The 15,080-nt window shown below is 70.6% G+C and carries 12 protein-coding genes and 1 pseudogene; 3 read left to right on the forward strand and 10 right to left on the reverse strand.

The features are described from left to right. Window positions 1-215: 215 nt before the first annotated feature. Window positions 216-977, forward strand: coding sequence for a G1 family glutamic endopeptidase (locus tag BIV25_RS38725; RefSeq protein ID WP_071377235.1), 762 nt, complete (start codon window positions 216-218; stop codon window positions 975-977). A 629-nt stretch (window positions 978-1,606) separates the two neighbouring features. Here the strand turns inward: BIV25_RS38725 and BIV25_RS38730 are convergent. Beyond that, window positions 1,607-3,043, reverse strand: a complete 1,437-nt coding sequence (locus BIV25_RS38730) for an FAD-dependent monooxygenase (RefSeq protein ID WP_071377236.1) — start codon at window positions 3,041-3,043, stop codon at window positions 1,607-1,609. A 115-nt stretch (window positions 3,044-3,158) separates the two neighbouring features. Between BIV25_RS38730 and BIV25_RS38735 the strand changes: the two genes are divergently transcribed. Together BIV25_RS38735 and BIV25_RS38740 are read left to right on the forward strand one after the other, a co-directional pair. After that, window positions 3,159-4,124: an Lrp/AsnC family transcriptional regulator gene (locus BIV25_RS38735; RefSeq protein WP_071377237.1), complete on the forward strand. Its 966-nt coding sequence runs from the start codon at window positions 3,159-3,161 to the stop codon at window positions 4,122-4,124. Window positions 4,125-4,169: 45 nt separating this feature from the next. Next, window positions 4,170-5,450 carry a DUF6348 family protein gene (locus BIV25_RS38740; RefSeq protein ID WP_071377238.1) on the forward strand — a complete coding sequence of 427 codons (1,281 nt, stop codon included), beginning with the start codon at window positions 4,170-4,172 and terminating at the stop codon, window positions 5,448-5,450. Window positions 5,451-6,320: 870 nt separating this feature from the next. On the opposite strand, the gene BIV25_RS38745 is transcribed toward BIV25_RS38740, so the two are convergent. From BIV25_RS38745 to BIV25_RS38775, 9 genes and pseudogenes are all read right to left on the reverse strand, one after another. Further along, entirely contained in the window at window positions 6,321-6,554 is a 234-nt protein-coding gene (locus BIV25_RS38745; protein ID WP_071377239.1) for a hypothetical protein, read from the reverse strand. Next, the gene (locus tag BIV25_RS38750) at window positions 6,535-6,873 is read right to left on the reverse strand and encodes a DUF6400 family protein (protein ID WP_071377240.1); all 339 of its coding nucleotides are present in this window, start codon (window positions 6,871-6,873) and stop codon (window positions 6,535-6,537) included. The genes BIV25_RS38745 and BIV25_RS38750 overlap by 20 nt, the downstream gene beginning before the upstream one ends. A gap of 209 nt (window positions 6,874-7,082) precedes the next feature. Further along, a complete protein-coding gene (locus BIV25_RS38755) occupies window positions 7,083-7,742 on the reverse strand; it encodes a DUF5825 family protein (RefSeq protein ID WP_071377241.1) in 660 nt (219 codons plus the stop codon). 44 nt (window positions 7,743-7,786) lie between these two features. Next, window positions 7,787-9,745: a RiPP maturation radical SAM C-methyltransferase gene (locus tag BIV25_RS38760; RefSeq protein ID WP_071377242.1), complete on the reverse strand. Its 1,959-nt coding sequence runs from the start codon at window positions 9,743-9,745 to the stop codon at window positions 7,787-7,789. Between the two features lie 98 nt (window positions 9,746-9,843). Next, a complete protein-coding gene (locus BIV25_RS53665) occupies window positions 9,844-9,966 on the reverse strand; it encodes a hypothetical protein (RefSeq protein WP_256257095.1) in 123 nt (40 codons plus the stop codon). A gap of 56 nt (window positions 9,967-10,022) precedes the next feature. Next, on the reverse strand, window positions 10,023-11,840 hold the full coding sequence (locus BIV25_RS38765; protein ID WP_256257096.1) for a prolyl oligopeptidase family serine peptidase: 1,818 nt from the start codon (window positions 11,838-11,840) through the stop codon (window positions 10,023-10,025). Window positions 11,841-11,860: 20 nt separating this feature from the next. Further along, window positions 11,861-13,312 carry an MFS transporter gene (locus BIV25_RS38770; protein ID WP_071377244.1) on the reverse strand — a complete coding sequence of 484 codons (1,452 nt, stop codon included), beginning with the start codon at window positions 13,310-13,312 and terminating at the stop codon, window positions 11,861-11,863. A gap of 791 nt (window positions 13,313-14,103) precedes the next feature. Next, window positions 14,104-14,202, reverse strand: a pseudogene (locus BIV25_RS53670) (PPOX class F420-dependent enzyme); the annotation flags it as partial. Continuing rightward, entirely contained in the window at window positions 14,174-14,656 is a 483-nt protein-coding gene (locus tag BIV25_RS38775) for a flavodoxin family protein (RefSeq protein WP_071377245.1), read from the reverse strand. The gene BIV25_RS38775 and the pseudogene BIV25_RS53670, both read right to left, overlap by 29 nt. Window positions 14,657-15,080 lie beyond the last annotated feature (424 nt).

The raw sequence follows: 15,080 nt of genomic DNA on the forward strand, positions 1-15,080 counted from the left end.
GGGGGGTGAGCGGGTTCCCGGCCTCATCCACTGGGCGGTATCGCCGTCAACACGCCTTTTGTGGACGGTACTTGGCATGTCCTTTGCTGTGAAATCCCGGAAGTCGGGTGGCAATGACGCATCTTGACTGCACACTGACAACCACGGGCGCACGTTTCCCCCCGCTGGTGGCCGCCAGTTACGTCTGCACCGCGAATCCCGCGAGAAGGAGCAGCATGTCTGCCACGATCCGGCTCACCGCAGCCACAGCCGTAGCCGCCGCCGTCCTGTCCGCGCTGGCGACCTCCCCCGCGGCCGCGATCGCCGCGCCGGCGCTGCGCATGACACCGGTCAGCGGTCACATCGGCAGCCACCAACTGGTCGGTGGCATCAGGAACAGCACCAGCTCCAACTGGGCCGGCTACGCCGCGACCGGCACGACCTTCACCAGCGTCTCCGCAAGCTGGGTGCAGCCGGCGGTCAGCTGCACCAGATCGACCACGTACTCGTCGTTCTGGATCGGCATCGACGGCGACGGCAGCAACTCCGTGGAGCAGACGGGCACCGAGGCGGACTGCTCCAGCGGCCGGGCGGTCTACTCGTCCTGGTACGAGATGTACCCGGCGTACCCCGTCAACTACAGCAACTCGGTCAGCGCAGGTGACCACTTCACTTCCACGATCACCCGCAGCGGAACCAAGTACACGCTCACCCTCACGGACACCACCAAGGGGTGGACGAAGACCACGACCAAGACACAGAGCGGCCTGTCCAACGCGTCCGCGGAAGTCATAGCCGAGGCACCGTCGAGCTCTTCCGGCGTGCTTCCGCTGTCGGACTTCGGCACCGCGAGCTTCACCAACGCCACCGCCAACGGCCAGGCGATCGGCAACTACTCGCCCGACAAGATCAACATGGCGTCGGGCAGCACCACCAAGGCCACCACCTCCTCATTGAGCGGCGGGGAGAACTTCTCCGTCACCTACAACCACAGCTGAGCCTCGGCTCGCTCCGGCGGAGCGGTCCTGGGCGCTACGGCGTCCCGGGGCCGCCCCGTTCTTCACCGGCTCGCCATCGCCCGTAGAAACCTCGGTCCCGATGCGGCGGGTGACAGGTGGCAGGAGGCCGGTGTCAGCTGGCAGCACCGAAGGCCTTGTCCGGCCGAGTCGTGTTCGTGGCGCGCGCTGCGTGCTATGAGGCGAGCGCGGACGCCCTCGGAATGCGAACAGGCGGTCCGCCGAGGGCCGACCCACTGACAACACGTTCGTCGTGGTCCCGCCCCACGACGACGAGTCGGCCTGGTTCACATCCGTGGCCGTGCTCGACGAGCACCTCACGGTCTGGATGGCCGGCCGGAGCAGCCCCGACCGGCGCACCGAACACCGCATTCGCCGGTGCGGCGCGGCTGGCTTTCCGACGTCGCCTTCACGGCTTCGGAGCACCTGATGCAGCACATCCGTGGCGGCCTCTGCCACGTCCAGTGCCGTAGACGCCTCGTATACGGCTGCCTCGCCGGACAGGACTGACCGCCAATCCCCAGCCTCAGCCGAAGCACGGCAGTTGTCGCCAACGGCGCCCGCTGATGACCATCAGCCTCTCCACAACGGCCGGTTTCGTGAACATCGGCTCAGCGGAGCTCGCCGAACCAGCGGTCGAGTGCCGGTTCCAGGTCGTTCGGGCCGGCCCAACACACGTAGCCGTCCGGCCGGATGAGCATCGGCTCGGTGTCGGCGCCCTGGCCCACCCGGTCCACCCGGTCCGACCAGGGGCCGACGATCCTGGCGAAGGTGTCGGCCGGGTCCAGGAGGATGCCGTGCCCTGACCGTAGCAGTTCGTGCACCCGGGCCAGGCCGAGGTCCAGGTCCGGTACGGGCCGGCCGACGAGCGGATGGGTTTCGGTGCCCGGCATCGGATAGCGGACGGCCATCCCGGACATCAGGTCGGCGAGATAGCGCTGGGCGTCCGGCAGTTGGGCCAGGTCCGTGAAGATCTCCCGGGCGGCCAGCACGTCCGGATCACGGGTGCCGGCCCAGTCCATCAGCAGGCTCTGTGCCCGGACGTTGCGCAGTACGGCGGCCCCGGCCGGATGCCGTTCCGCGTGATACGTGTCGAGCAGGTCCTTCGGCGCCCAGCCGTGCACCGCGGCGCCGAGCTTCCAGCCGAGGTTGAGCGCGTCCTGCATCCCTGTGTTCATGCCCTGTGCGCCGAGCGGAAGGTGGACATGAGCGGCATCGCCGGCGAGGAACACCCGCCCGTGCCGATACTGCTCGACCTGCCGTGACGCGTTGGTGATACGGCGGGCGTAGCGCAGTTCGAGGAGGTGCACCCGCGATCCGAACACGGTGCTCAGGCCGTGGCGGACTTCCTCCTCGGTGACCGGGATCTCCCTCGGCAGCGACCGGCCCGGCCCGCCGAGAACCAGCCGGCGCAACTGCCTGCCCTGCGGATCGGTGCCGAGCGGAAACAGTGCCGCCCAGTGCCCGTCCTCGTTCCAGGTGTGTGACGTGGACGGATCGACGCCGCCCAGCCGCACGTCGGCGGCGGTGATCGTCAACGTACCCGGCTGACCGGGGAACTCGGCCCGCAGCAGGGACCGTACGGTGCTGTGGGCTCCGTCGGCGGCGACGAGGTAACGGCAGCGGAGAGTGCTGCCGTTGGCGAAAGTCGCGGTGACGCCGTTGTCGTCCTGGGCGAGGCCGACCAGTTCGTGTTCCCTGCGGGCGTGAAGGCCGTGCGCGGCGAGATGCGCCTCGAAGAATCCCTCGATCGCCACCTGCGGCACGGACCGCCATGGCAAGCGGTGCCGGTTGGAGTGGAGCGGCAGTGGGATGCCGGCGAAGTGGCCCGTGGTGACGGGGTGGTCTCCGGTGGCCAGCAGGGGTTCCAGCAGCCCTCGTTGGTCGAGCCCCTCCAGCGTGCGGGACTGCACGCCGCCTGCCTTGGACAGGTCGCTGCGCTGCGACAGCCTGTCGACCAGCACGGTCGACACTCCCGCTATGAGCAGCTCGTTGGCCAGCGTCATTCCGGTCGGGCCGGCGCCGACGACGATCACATCGGTGTCCACGGACTCTCCTCTGTCTGTGTCGATCAGGACAGAAGCAACGCTCCGCCGGCCGATGCGCCCGAGCCAGGTACCGGCTCGATTGCGCCGATATCTGACACCTTCTAATCTCAGCCCGGTGGAATCCGACTACGACGAGCTGGACCGACGGCTCGTGCACGCCCTGCAGATCAACGGCCGCGCACCGTTCAGTACCATCGCCGAGGTTCTGGGCGTGTCGGATCGCACCATCGCCCGCCGCTACGCCCGGTTGCGGTCGGCCGGAGCGGTACGGGTACTCTGCGGTGTCGACCCCACCGCGCTGGGCGCCATCCTGTGGTTTCTGCGGGTGCGATGTGCGCCCGCCGCGTCGCTCCCGGTCGCCGAGGCACTGGCCAGACGCCCCGACACGTCCTGGGTGAGCCTCAGCTCCGGCGGCACCGAGATCACCTGCGTGGTCCGAACCGAGAACGAGGCGGACAGCGAAGCCCTGCTGCTGGCCAAACTCCCCCGCACCCCACGCGTGGAGGGCGTGACCGCGCACTCCGTGCTGCACGCCTTCTACGGCGGCCCTGACAACCTGGTCGGAAAACTCGGGTCGTTGGACGCGGAGGCGATCGAACGACTGCGCCCGCCTCCCGTGCCGCACCGACCGGGACCGGTTCGGCTCGACGACGGTGACCGCAAGCTCCTCGCCCTGCTCTCCACCGACGGCCGGGCCGCGTTCGAGCAGTTGGCCGCGGCGACCGGCTGGTCGCCGACGACGGTCCGGCGCCGGATGGCGGAGCTGCGCGAACACGGCCTGCTCTACCTCGACATCGACGTCGACTGGCACATGTTCGGCGTGAACACGCGCACTCTGCTCTGGCTCTCGGTCGCCCCCGCGCACCTGGAGGAGGCCGGTCGGGCGCTGGCCGGGCATCCGGAGATCGCGTTCGCCGCCGCCACGACCGGCCCGACCAACCTGTACGCGAGCGTGGTGTGCGCGGACCAGCGGGAGCTGTACCGGTACCTGACCACCCGGATCGCCGCACTCCCGGCCATCACACACCTCGAAACGGCACCAGTGATCAAGACCGTCAAGCAGGCGGCGAACCACGCGTAGCAACGAACCACTGGTCAACGAGGCCGGCTCAGTAGGATCCACCGCATGTTTTGGATACGACGCCGTACGCGAAGGGCCGAGCAGCCCGACGAGCGCCTGCCCGACCGCGAGTTCCTCGCCCTGGTGAAGGCAAGCCTGGAGGCCTTCGCGCCCGGCTTGACGGAAGGCGCCGAGCTCAAGGGCAACTCGCTGCTCAGCCCGCACGGCTGGGCGGTGGCGGTGGCTCCGCCCCTGCACGGGGGTGGCCGGCACTACGACCTGGTCGCACTCCCGGACGTGAGCATCCAGCCGGACGTGCCCTGCTTCGTGGACTGTGTGGTAGCGATGTCCGCCGATCCCCGCGAGGCGGCCGACGCATGGGTGCAGACGGCTGGCGCGTGCCTGCTCGAACTCCTCGACCAGCGCAAGCGCTTCGCGGATCAGGCGGGCCCCGATCACCGACGCGGCGTGCCCGGCTGGCACTCGATCATCTCCGGCGCTGTGGCTTTCGGCGTCGACACCACCGAGAACCGGCGGATGCAGCATGCCCTGCTGGACGCGAACGTACTGCACCGCATCGCGGACACGTTCACCGCGGACCTGGAATCCCCCTACTTCAACGGCGTCAAAGTCTTCTACGGCGGGCGCCCCGGCGCGATGGAGACGGAGATCCGGGTCAACGGCGAGCGCCACGAAGCCGCCTCGGCCGCCATGGCCGCGCTGAACCTGCCCGAGCCGACCGCGTTCACCGCGGTGCGCTACTACGCGCTACTGCTCCCGCTGCCGGCTGACGCCGCCGCGCCGAACGATCTCGCGACCGGCCTCGACGCCCACCATGCCCACGGCGCGGAGTGCTCCTGCGGCGGCGAACTGAACCCTGAACACCCGGGCTTCGAGCTGGACCTGCCCCATCTGATCGCGGAACTCTCCGAGGAGGAGCGGGCCAAGCGCGTGCAGGTCGACACCGGCACGATGATGGTCGCGGACGGCATCGGCAACTTCCTCAAGGTGCGCCTCCCCGTCCCGCTCGCGGACAGCCGTACGGTGGTCTACCTGGTCTGGATCTACCTCGCGGCCCGAGTGATCGAGGAGGTCGTGACGCGGGTCCACGACGGCACCCTGCCCGGACACCGCTTCGAGGGCCTGTTGTGCAACGCGGTCGGGCCGTGGGGCGAGGAGACACTGCGCGCACCGGTCGTCCTGGAGGGCCAGCCGGTCAGGAGGGAAGGGAGGGTCCCGTACTGCGAGGTGGTCGAGTCCACCCACCCGTTGCTGGCCAAGGTGCTGAACCACCACTGGCCCGCGGAGTTCGTCCTCGGCGAGCGCGATCCCCGACTTTCCCGGTGAGCTGACCGCAGTTGCTGCTCAGCGGCTTGAGCCCCGCCGGGACAGAACGCACGTCGGTCGTACCCCGCCCGACGAGGCAGCCGGCGATCCACCCACAACCCGAGCCTCGGCCTGTCACAGCGAGCTGTCATCGGTGTGGCCAGATCTCCTGGACCGCGGCGGCTTGAGCTGGATCCGCACCAGCGGGTGCCGCATCTCAGGCCGGAAATAGTCGAACTCGGTGAGTCCTGCTTCAGCAGACCCCCACCCCGGCGCTTCTTCCCCCGCTTGAACGAGGGCCGCGGCAGTTCGGTGCGGAAGCACCTCGCGCTGGTCCGGCGTCGGGCTCGCCCGGACCCACAGGATCGGCGTGCCGACCGGCGGGCACACCAGGTAGCAGAACCAGGTACGGGAGGCGCAGGACCCGTATCCGGCCCAGCCGACCAACTCTGGAAGCCGGGCAGAGCCAGCCTGCTCCGATCCTTGAGCCGTCCGCTCTTCCGAACTCCCAGGCGGACAGGCCGAAGACGAGACCGCCGACCAGGAACCAGGGGTTCCGGAGCACCAGCGTCCACAGTCGCTGTTCTGGGCTTACGTCCACCGCCCGGCTCGCTGCGTCGGTCAGCAACAGCATCCTGTCAAAGGTCGGCTCTCAGGGCCGCGACCGTGGTGGAGAACGCTGCGCCGCCTGAACCGTCGCGTCATCAACCCGGCCGCGCCGCAGACGAACAGGAGAAAGGCCAGCGCCGGAAGCGCGGCGCCCCACATAGCCAGCATGCGGGAGAGACGCAGCGCCTGTACCGGAAGTTCCCGCGCTCCAGTTCGATCCCCCAGGTACGCCCGCCATTCAGTTGGCCTTCGCAGGCGGTCGAACGCATCGGGCTTGATCATCTAGAGCGGGGAGCGGGTCGCGCCGAAGCCGCTGTCGTGGACCCAGACGTGGGTGCAGGCCGGGCACTGGAGGCAGAGCAGGCTGCCGGTGCTCGACAGCAGGTAACGCCAGTGCGCGGAGCAGCTGCGGCGCGCCGCGCAGGGCTCGCAGCCTCGCTCGTCGGCGCAGTTCGGGCAGGCCGCCCACCCGCGGCGGCCGGGGTCCGCCTGCGGATCAAGCGGCAGCACGGTCATCGCCGTCGCTGCCGCCACTCCCGTCACTGCCCGCGCGCCGCGGCAGCACCCCGGCCGTGACCAGGTCGTCGTACAGGCGCTGCTGCTCAGCATCCAGACCGGAGTACAGCAGGTCGTACGCCTGCTCCTCGCCGTGCAGCGCCTCGATGGGGTCCCAGTCCGGGCCGAGGGCGGCGAGGACCTGCGCGCGCCGCTCGATCTCGTGCGCGGTGAAGTCGAGGTCGAAGCCGACGAGCACGGGCGGCGCGGTGCCGTCCGGCGTGCGCCCGGACTCGTTCCGGCGCGGAGGCGTCTCGGGGGTCGGGTCGTGAGGGGTCATGTCGTGGGAAACTAAATAAACACCCCCTTTCCGGTCAAGGGGGAGTGTGCGGGGTCACAGGAGCCCTGCGTCACAGACCGCCCCTTGGCGGGCGGCTCGGGGCGGTGGCCGGGCGGAGAAGGTACCCGCTGCGTCCCGTGCGCGGCTGCCCGGCGCAGGGGGCGCCCAAGGAGTGCTCGGAGCGGTGGCTGTTGATGCAGCACCGTCACTCATACGGCCATGGCCTCCTGCAGCCATCGCGACACTCGGTAGGGCAGCCACCAGGCGAGGTCGCCCATCTGCAGGACGAGGTGTTCGGCACTGAGCTCTTCGAGGATGTCGCGGGGGATGTCGGCGGGGTGAGCGCCCCGGTCGAGCCGCGCGATCGCCATGGGGTAGCGGGGGTCGTCCGCCGTGAACCGACGCAGGTCGCCCCAGCGCCGGTCGCGGATCTGCAGGAAACCCGGACCCTGGCGCCAGAGCAGTTTGCACAGGTAGTGACGTGTGCGCCAGGCGTGGAGGGCGGTCTCGGCGTCGTCCAGGCCGGTGACGGTCCGGGGTGGGTGCAGGTGGGACAGCACTTTCCACAGATGGTCGGCCCGGTCCGGCGGGAGGAGCAGGTCCCAGTCGACCTGGACGGCTCGGGCCGTGAGGTCGCGGATCAGGCAGAGCCGGTCGATCGCCGATCGGGCGGCCGAGGGTCCCGGCGCGGCGAGGTCGACCGGAGCGTCGATCTCGGCCCGGCGAACGCCCAGGTCCCACAGCCGTGGGGCGTCGCGTGCATCGGAGGCGAGCGGTATGTGTCCCAGGGACATGCCCGGCAGTGTCCGGGTGTGGTCGTCATGGTCGCGCCAGCCCTGGACGGTCGCGCGGGGCGTGCTGAATGGCATGGTCGGTTCCTTGTCAGTGGGCGAAGCGGGTCCGTGGACCGGGGTCAGGGCAGCGCGGGTGCCGGTGCGGCCCGGTTCTGCGCGGCGTGTTCCTCCGCGGGGCCGGGCAGCGGGCGTGCGTGCGCGTGACGCATGTAGTCCAGGCGCAGCAGCTCCTGGTTGACCGCGGCCGGCGCGATGTGGACGTACTGACCGGCGTCGGTGAAGGTCACGCCGAGCGTCGTCCATTCGTCGAGCAGGTCCTGCACGTCCTGCAGGGTGCGCTGGGCCGAGGCCGGGTCCGCGGTTACCTTGCGGTGCAGGGCCGCGGGGGCGTGCGGCTGGTCCAGCAGACGGAACACGGCGACGGCGAAGGGGTCGGTCAGGCACAGGGTGCGCCAGGCGAACGAGCGACGCCGGCTGACCAGCATGATGCGGTCTCCGAGGTCGGCGTGGGTGAGCCTGGCGTCGGTGTGGTGCTTCTTCCATGCGGCGATGCCCTCGTTCAGCTGGGTCACCGTGGGCTCGCCGATGCCGCGTTCGGGTGCCTGGAAGACGTAGGCCAAGTCGTGGAGTTCCTCTTCGGGCAGGTCGTAGGTGAACAGGTAGTGCTCCTCGGGACGTAGTCCGCTGAAGCCCAGTTCCCGCCGGTCGAAGTACGGGCTGAAACGTTCGATGGCGATCCGGGCGGACAGGTCGACCGGCGGGTTGAGGTGCTCCAGCGCGGGCAGTTGGCGGATCACCGGGGCGTAGTCTTCGGCGGTCTCTCCGGGGAAACCGTGCAGGTAGTTCCAGGAGACGGACAGTCCTGTCTCGGCCGCGTCCCGGAGCATCCGTACGTTCTGGCACCCGCTGACGCCCTTGTCCATGAGGTCGAGCACTCGGCTGTTGAGGCTCTCGATACCGGGCTGGACGTAGATCAGACCGGCGTCGGCGAGGGTCCGCAGTTGTGGGCGGCGCATGTTCGCCTTGATCTCGATGTGCATGCGCAGGTCGTAGCCGCTGTCGATGATCCGCGGCAGCACGGTGGACAGGTAGCGCATGTCGAGGATGTTGTCGACCACGTACATGTCCAGGACGCGGTGACGCTCCGCCAGGTCCATGATCTCCTGGTAGAAGGTGTCGGGGCTTTTGCTGCGGAATTCCATGAACGATCCGTTCAGTCCGCAGAACGTGCAGTGGTGCTTCTCCCCCCACCAGCAGCCGCGGGCGCCCTCGACGACCAGTTTCGGCTCGACCCAGTTGCGCGCCACGGACCCCGCGAGGCGTTCGAAGTAGCCGCTGTAGTCGGGAGGGAGGATCGCCGCCGGCGGCAAGGGGCCCGTCGGCATCGGGTTGGCGACCGAGTCGGTCCCGTGGGTGCGGTGGCACAGACCCGCGATGTCGGTCAGGGCAGCGGTCGGCGACCCGTCCCGCAGCGCTTCGAGCAGGCGGGGAAAGGCGTCCTCGCCCTCACCGCGGATCACGAAGTCGACGAAGGGGAAGTTGCGGTGGACGGCTGCCCCCTGCTCGGCATCGCAGTTCGCGCCCCCCATGACCGTCACGATGTGCGGGGCGAGCCGTTTGATGTGCCGGGCGGCGGCCAGAGCGGCGGTGTTCTGTTGGAAGGTGGACGTCAGCCCCACGACGTCGGGGGCCAGGTCCACGACCCGCCGCGCGACTTCCTCCACGAACTGCGGGACGGCCGCGTGCAGTTCACGGGTCACCCGCATCCGCTTGGAACGCAGCTTGCCGGACATCGCCCGGGTGAACTCGGCCTCCTTCCAGGCCGGATCGTCGTACAGCGCGCTGGAGAACACCCAGTCGCCGCAGCCGAGGAAATAGGACGAGAGCGCGTAGTACTCGTAGTCCTCGGCGGAGAACTCGGTGCGCCGGGTGATCCAGTCGGTGAAGTCCAGGTTGGCGTGCAGTACGTCGCACGTCGCCCCGGCGACGCGCTCGTCGACGCTCCGTTTGAGGATGCCCAGGGCGAGGGAGGGCAGGTCGATCGGCGACCAGGGCATGTTGAGCAGGAGAACGCGCACGGTCGGCTCCTTGTGGCGCGGCGGGGCAGGGGCGTGGCAGGACGGTGGTCGGGGGCCCGGCCGGCCCGCCCGATCGGGCGGGCCGGCCGGGCCGTCGGTCACTCCTCGTCGCCGCCCTCGTCGGCGTTGCGGAACGGCACGGTGATGGTGATGCCGATGCCCGGCTTACGGTTCTCCTCGTCGCCCGCGAGCGGGTCGTTGTGGATGATGTCCTTCTGCACGGTGCTCCTCCTTCTGCGAGTGGGACGGTGCTGTGCCGCCCGGTCCCGCTGTTGCCTCAGCGGGACCGGGGTCCTCCCGTCGACGCGGGAGGACGTGTGAGGGTGCCGGGTGCCGGGGCGGGCAGCCGGTCGCGCAGGAAACGCAGGGACCGACGCAGGACGGCGACGTGCGCCGCGCCGTCGTAACCGTCGTGTCCCGTGTCGAGCCACATGGCCTCGTGCGGTACGTCCGCAGCGGCCAGCGCGGCGAGGTAGCTGCGGATCTGCCCGGGCGGGCACTTGACGTCGCGGGTCGCACCGACGACGAGGAGGGGTGCCGTGACCGCGGCCGCGTAGGTGAGGGGCGAACTGCCGGCGTACCGTTCCGGCAGCTCGTCCGGGGTACCGCCGAACAGCCGGACGTCCACCGCGCGCAGAGCCGGTGTGCTGGTGCGGTGGGCGGCCGCCCAGTCGGCGACCGGCTTGACGGCGATACCGGCCTGCCACAGCCGGGGGCGGGTGCCCAGAGCCAGCAGGACGAGGTAGGCGCCCCAGGACACACCCCAAAGGGCGCTCGCGGAAGGGGCGACGAGGCCCTGGGCGACGAGGTCTGCGCGGACTGCGGCGAGGTCCTCGACCTGAGTGTGGCCGACTCCGGCGGGGAACTCCCGCTGCCAGCGCGGCCCGTAACCGGTGGAGCCCCGGTAGTTGACGCGGGCGACGGCGTAACCGGAGGCCACCAGCGAGTGCACCGTGGCGTCGTATGCGTCACGGTCGTGATCTGCGGGTCCGCCGTGGATCAGGAAGACGGCCGGTGGCGGCTCGGACCCCGGCCGCTCCGGCAGGCTCAGCAGGGTGTGCACCCGTCCCGATGACGAGGGCGTCCACAGATCGGTGTGCCGTCCGGGCACCACGGTCGCGGAACCGCACGGAGGCAGCCCCATGCCGTCCGTGGCGCGCAGCACAGGGGCATGGGCGGTGTCGGTCCACAGGTAGTCGACGGCGCCCGCGGCCCGGGGCGCGGCATCCAGCACGCTGCCCGCGGGGGTGGGCACGAGAACCCTCCTCCGGGAATCCAGATCCACGTGATGGAGCAGCGAGCGACCCTGCCGGTCCTGACGCACCAGCAACGCGCGCGAGTCCGGGTACCAGCGGGCGCTGATCTCCGTGTCGAAGGGGCACCAGTGATGGGTGCACAGGCCCTCCTCCGGCGTCCACGTCTGGAGGACATAGCCGTCCGTGAGGTCGCGCACCAGGAGCAACTCGTGTCGCCCGGGCCCGGGCGAGAATCCCTGACACCACAGCCTGGTGCCGGCCGGCATCGGGCCCGCCGGGCCCTCGGCCGCGTCCCCGTCGACGCCGGGTGCGGCGGATCCGGGCAGGGCGAGAACCGTTCGGCCCTCACGTGACACGACCCTCACGGCGGCAGGGTCGTCGGCAGCGGCCGCCACGGCGATGAGCGTGCCGTCCGGCGTGATGCCGCACAAGCGGAGCGGCCCCGGTGCGCACCACACCTGTCGCTGTGGCTGACCGCGCCGGCCCACCACGACCGTGGTCCCCTCGGCGTGGGCGATGGCTGCGGCCACCGTGCCGTCCGCGGTCACCGCCAGCCCGCGCGGCCGCCCGGCCGGCGCTCCGGGCAGGCCCGGCAACCGGGGGCCGCCGTCGAAGTGCTGAAACCACCAGAGGCCGCTCTCGGTCGCGTCCTCCTCGAACCACCACACGTAACCCTCGGCGTCGATCGCCCGGTGAGCCGTGCCGTCGGCGCTGTCGGTGACCTGCCGGACCCGCCGGGCTGCGGCGTCCCACGTGAAGACCTCGCAGCGGCCGCCGGAGTCCGCTGTGAAGACCATGCGGCGCGGGTCGGCCGGGCACACATCGGGCAGTGTGGTCACGAACACGCGATAGGAGTTCGTCATCGTGCCCTGCCCGTACGGCCGTCGCTGGGGCCCGTGTCCTGGTCACCGCGGGCGGGCGTGAGAGGCGGCAGCACCGTGTTCGCCGTGCGCTGTGTGCGGACGGCCAGCAGCGCCAGGATGACGGTGCAGGCCACCGCAGGCGCCCCCGGACCACCCCAGGTCATCAACAGGACCGCTCCTGCCGGCGCGCCGGCGGCGGTCACGGCGCTCGCCGACCCCAGTACGGCGCCGGACCGGGACTGCAGCTCCGCGGGTACCGCCCACACCGCGGCCGCGCCCAGGACGGTGGTGACCACCGGCAGCACCAGGCACAGTCCGCAGAAGCACAGAGTCCACGACCACGCTTCACGGGCCACGGACAGCGCGGCACACGGCGGAAGAAGCAACCAGGTCGCCACGGTCAGCGACCGGTGGGCACCGAGCCCGCGCACCACACGCGCCGCCACCAGCGAACCGGCCAGACCCGCAGCACCGGAGGCCGCGAGCACCCCTCCGGTGACGATGCTGCCCGCCTCGGTGCCCAGAACGAACAGAGCGTTGTAGAACAACAACGTCACGGCTCCGCTCGCGACGCAGGACCACAGCAGGACCAGCCGCAGCACGGGGGAACCGACCACCGCGGCGACGCCGGCCCGCAGAGCGCCGGAACGGATCGTGCCGGGACGAATCGTGCCGACGGGCGGGTCCGAGGAGGCGCGGGGCGAGTCCGGGACCGTTGCCGACGTCGCCGGCGGAACGTCCGCGGGAGTCCCTGGGGCGTCCGGTCCGCGGGAAGGACCGGCAGGTGTGCCGTCGAGGGGGGTCCGTATGGTCCTCACCCCGAATGCCGCCGCCGCGTAGGAGCCGGCGTCCGCGACGAACGGCAGGAGAGGGCTCACGCCGAACAGGAGCCCGCCGAGCGCCGGCCCCAGCACCAGTGCGGCCTGATCGCCCGCCTGGACTCCGGCCACGGCCCGGGGCAGATCCGCGGCACCGGCCAGCCGGGACAGGGCACCACGTGCTGCGGCCTCGTACGCCGTCGCGCACAGACGCTCGGTGAGCGCGAGGCCCAGCAGAACCCACAGAGGAGGGTGCCCGAGGCAGCAGACGGCCAGCCCGGCCATCGCCAGGGACGCCGACGCCGCTGTACCGGTCATGAGAGTACGGCGGCGGCCTCGGTCGGCCGGCAGGGCCACAAGCGGACTCAGGATCACCCCGGCGAGGGCGGCGGCGCTGGCGAACGCGCCTGCGGTACCGCGCCCGTGACCCAGATCGAGGAGCAGCAGGGGGAACACGAGACCGGAGGCCTGGCTGCCGAGTCCGTCGACGAAGTTGATCCCCCAGAGAACGGTCAGATCACGTCCGCCCGCCGTGCGGATCCCGGTGCCCGCCGGGGGCGGCGCCGCACCAGGCGCGCTCGACGCCCTGCCGTCGCGTCGCAGTAATCGAGACCTGCCGATGTCCTCCACCCCTCCCCCGGCGTCCGGCGGACCCTTGCGAGGTTCCCGGTGCGGTACGCCGCCACGACTGATGAACCGGCGATTCCGGTCATCATGTGCAGAAAATGTGTGGGTCGTGCGAAAGCGAGCCGGAGCCTAGCCACCGCAGGGCGGCCGGAACAAGAGCCCCAGCCCTTCCCGTCTCCCGTGGCCCGAGCCTTGAATGGCCGACACACGTCTGGCCTGGCTGGAGCCGGTGGCCCTATGCGACGCCCGTCGGCCGCTGCGCCCGGCGCCGTGCCGTCGGCACCGTTCGCAGCCGCGTACGAGCCCGCCGAGGAAAGCCCTTCGCCCTACCGTCGTCAGCCGCTCGAAGCGGCGAGAGGTGTCAGAGTCACCGGCACGGTGCAGACGGCAACGTGCCGGCGGGCCCCGCTTTCCGGGCGTTGCACCGCGAAACCGCTGCGGCTTCGACACCCGGTGCGCACTGCCACTTCCACTCGGTCGTGTTCCAGCGAACGGTGAGGTGAGACCTGACGACCGGCCGCCGGAGCAGGCGCGGCAATTGGCTGATAACGCTCCCCGTCCGACCGTCAGAGAACAGTCAGGTCCGCTCGGCCGCGACGGATCCGGTCCGTGGACTCCGGCGGCCCGGACCGTACGCAGTTGGGTCCACGCGGTACCCGCCGAGCCGACCTCCGGAGTGCAGCCCGCGTCACGGCTGCCGCCCCGGAACCGGCAGCACGCACTCACCGCTGTCTGGTGCCGGGGACCGCATCAGAAGCCTCCGCCGCGCGGGCAGCGGGAACGAGAATCCGGAATCATCTGACCTTCGTGACTCGGAGCCGTACCAGCAGTTCCCCGGGAACGCCGTTGCGGGCGCCGCACTCCTCAGCACGCTCTTTCCCCCCGTGCCGGGCGGGTCCGCTGCAGGTCCTCGGCGAATGCGCGCGCCGCCGTGAGATCCGCCCCGTTCGGCCGTCCCTTGCGGATCCCCCCGACCAGCCGGAACGGTGCCCAGGTGTCGAAGCCTCGGCACGAGAACGCGTCCGTCACCTCGAAGCCCTTGGCCCGGAGCACGCCCACCAGAGGGCGCGTAAACGGGCGGAGTCGCGGCTCGGGCAGGCCGCTGGTCGCAAACACGAACGCCCGCCCCTGCTGCCGCGGCAGTGAGGCGACGAAGCGGAGCAGGTCCGGGTGGAGCCTCTGGGCGAAGATCCCGGAACCGAAGCCGACGAGGTCACAAGCCGCCAGCTCCGCCGGGTCCGCCTCCTGCGGCCGGACCACTCTCGCTCCCAGTACGTCGGCCATGACGTCGGCGACCCTGCGGGTGTTGCCGTGCGACACCGACGTACAGATGATCAGTGACCTCATGCTGCTGCTCCTCCCGTGTACCCACGGTCCACGTATCCGGTTGTCACGCCTTTCATGGGAGAGACCGGGCAGGGTGCCGTAGGTGTGACATCGGCGGGGCGAATGCGTCGTGACCGTCACCGTGTGACCGTCACCCGCCGACTGTCACGTGCCGAGGAAGTGTCACCGGTCCAGAGCGGTCTCACGCGATCGACGTCAACGCGGCACTGACCTGCAACTTCACGGCCATTGTTGGCCGAGCACCCATCTGCCTGCTGCTCCGACTGGCGTCACCGTCCAGTCCCGCAGAAGCCTGGCGGATCAAATGGTCCGTGGTGACGGCGCTGGGCGGTGCCGCAGCCGGCGTAACCCGCCCTCCGAACTCCAGGCCCTGATCGACGCGGTCTCCACCGGACACGGCTCTGACCTCTACTGCCGGATCTAT

This window comes from Streptomyces sp. MUSC 14 (assembly GCF_001866675.1).
Lineage (GTDB): Bacteria > Actinomycetota > Actinomycetes > Streptomycetales > Streptomycetaceae > Streptomyces.